This window comes from Variovorax glucosi (genome assembly GCF_051216695.1).
Classification (GTDB): domain Bacteria; phylum Pseudomonadota; class Gammaproteobacteria; order Burkholderiales; family Burkholderiaceae_C; genus Variovorax.
The window spans coordinates 1-1,813 of sequence record NZ_JBPJZE010000030.1; the positions used below are offsets into that span (position 1 = coordinate 1).

At 64.6% G+C, this 1,813-nt stretch carries 2 protein-coding genes; both read left to right on the plus strand.

Translation table 11 applies throughout. The features are described from left to right. Positions 1 to 26 precede the first annotated feature (26 nt). Complete coding sequence (gene rfbD / locus ACSFA3_RS22475) at positions 27 to 917, plus strand: dTDP-4-dehydrorhamnose reductase (RefSeq protein WP_435507706.1); 891 nt, start codon at positions 27 to 29, stop codon at positions 915 to 917. 20 nt (positions 918 to 937) lie between these two features. Further along, a partial coding sequence (gene rfbA, locus ACSFA3_RS22480; RefSeq protein ID WP_435507705.1) for a glucose-1-phosphate thymidylyltransferase RfbA occupies positions 938 to 1,813 on the plus strand: 876 nt, incomplete at its 3' end.

Below are 1,813 nucleotides of genomic sequence, written 5' to 3' on the forward strand. Positions count from 1 at the left end.
GACGCATCACCTGCGAAGGCCGCGGCATGAAGTTGCTGCTGCTGGGCAAGGGCGGACAGGTCGGCTGGGAGCTGCAGCGCGGCCTGGCGCCCCTGGGCGAGCTGGTCGCACTCGACTTCGACAGCACCGATTTCAACGCCGACTTCAGCCGGCCGGAGCAACTGGCCGAGACGGTACTGAAGGTTCGTCCCGACGTGATCGTCAATGCGGCGGCGCACACGGCGGTCGACAAGGCCGAGAGCGAGCCGGACTTCGCGCGCAAGCTCAACGCCACCTCCCCGGGGATCGTGGCCGAGGCGGCCCAGCAGATCGGTGCGCTGATGGTTCATTACTCGACCGACTACGTCTTCGACGGCAGCGGCACCCGCCCCTGGAAGGAAGACGACGCGACCGGCCCGCTCAGCGTGTACGGGCGCACCAAGCTCGAAGGCGAGCAACTGGTGGCGCAGAACTGCGCGAAGCACCTGATCTTCCGTACCAGCTGGGTGTATGCGGCCCGCGGAGGCAACTTCGCCAAGACGATGCTGCGGCTGGCGAAGGAACGCGAGAAGCTGACCGTCATCGACGATCAATTTGGCGCGCCCACGGGTGCGGAGCTGCTGGCCGATATCACGGCGCATGCCATCCGGGCGACGCTGCAGGACCCGGCCAAGGCCGGTCTCTATCACGCCATCGCCGGCGGCGAGACCAGCTGGCATGGCTATGCGCGCTTCGTGATCGAGCAAGCCAAGGCGGCGGGTGTCGAGCTCAAGGCTGGCCCGGATGCCGTCGAGGCCGTGCCGACCAGCGCCTTCCCGACCCCGGCCAAGCGCCCGCACAACTCGCGCCTGGACACCACCAAGCTGCAGGCCACTTTCGGCCTGCGCCTGCCGCCCTGGCAGGAAGGCGTCGCGCGCATGCTGCGCGAGATTCTTTGAACTTCCACGAGAAAAAGAACATGACCACGACAACGCAACGCAAAGGCATCATCCTGGCCGGTGGCTCGGGCACCCGGCTGCACCCCGCGACCCTGGCGCTCAGCAAGCAGCTGCTGCCGGTGTACGACAAGCCGATGATCTACTACCCGCTCAGCACGCTGATGCTGGGTGGCATGCGCGACATCCTGATCATCAGCACGCCGCAGGACACGCCGCGATTCCAGCAGTTGCTAGGCGATGGGAGCCAGTGGGGGATCAACCTGCAGTACGCGGTGCAGCCCAGCCCGGATGGCTTGGCGCAGGCGTTCATCATCGGGGACAAGTTCGTGGGCAATGATCCCAGCGCGCTGGTGCTGGGGGACAACATCTTCTATGGGCATGATTTCGTGCACCTGCTGTCCGATGCGGACACACAGACCTCCGGGGCCACGGTGTTCGCATACCACGTGCAGGACCCCGAGCGCTACGGCGTCGTGGCCTTCGATGCCAAGGGCAAGGCCAGCAGCATCGAGGAGAAGCCACTCAAGCCCAAGAGCAACTACGCAGTGACGGGGTTGTACTTCTACGACAACCAGGTGGTCGACATCGCGAAGGCCGTCAAACCCAGTGCACGCGGAGAGTTGGAGATCACCGCGGTGAACCAAGCCTATCTCGACCGCGACCAGTTGAATGTGCAGATCATGCAGCGCGGCTACGCATGGCTGGATACAGGCACGCACGACAGCCTGTTGGAGGCGGGGCAGTTCATCGCGACGCTGGAGCATCGGCAGGGGCTGAAGATCGCTTGTCCTGAAGAGATTGCGTGGAGCAATGGATTCATTGATAGTGCCCAGCTCGAGAAGCTCGCCGCGCCGCTTGAGAAGAGCGGGTATGGCAAATACCTGAGGCACCTGTTG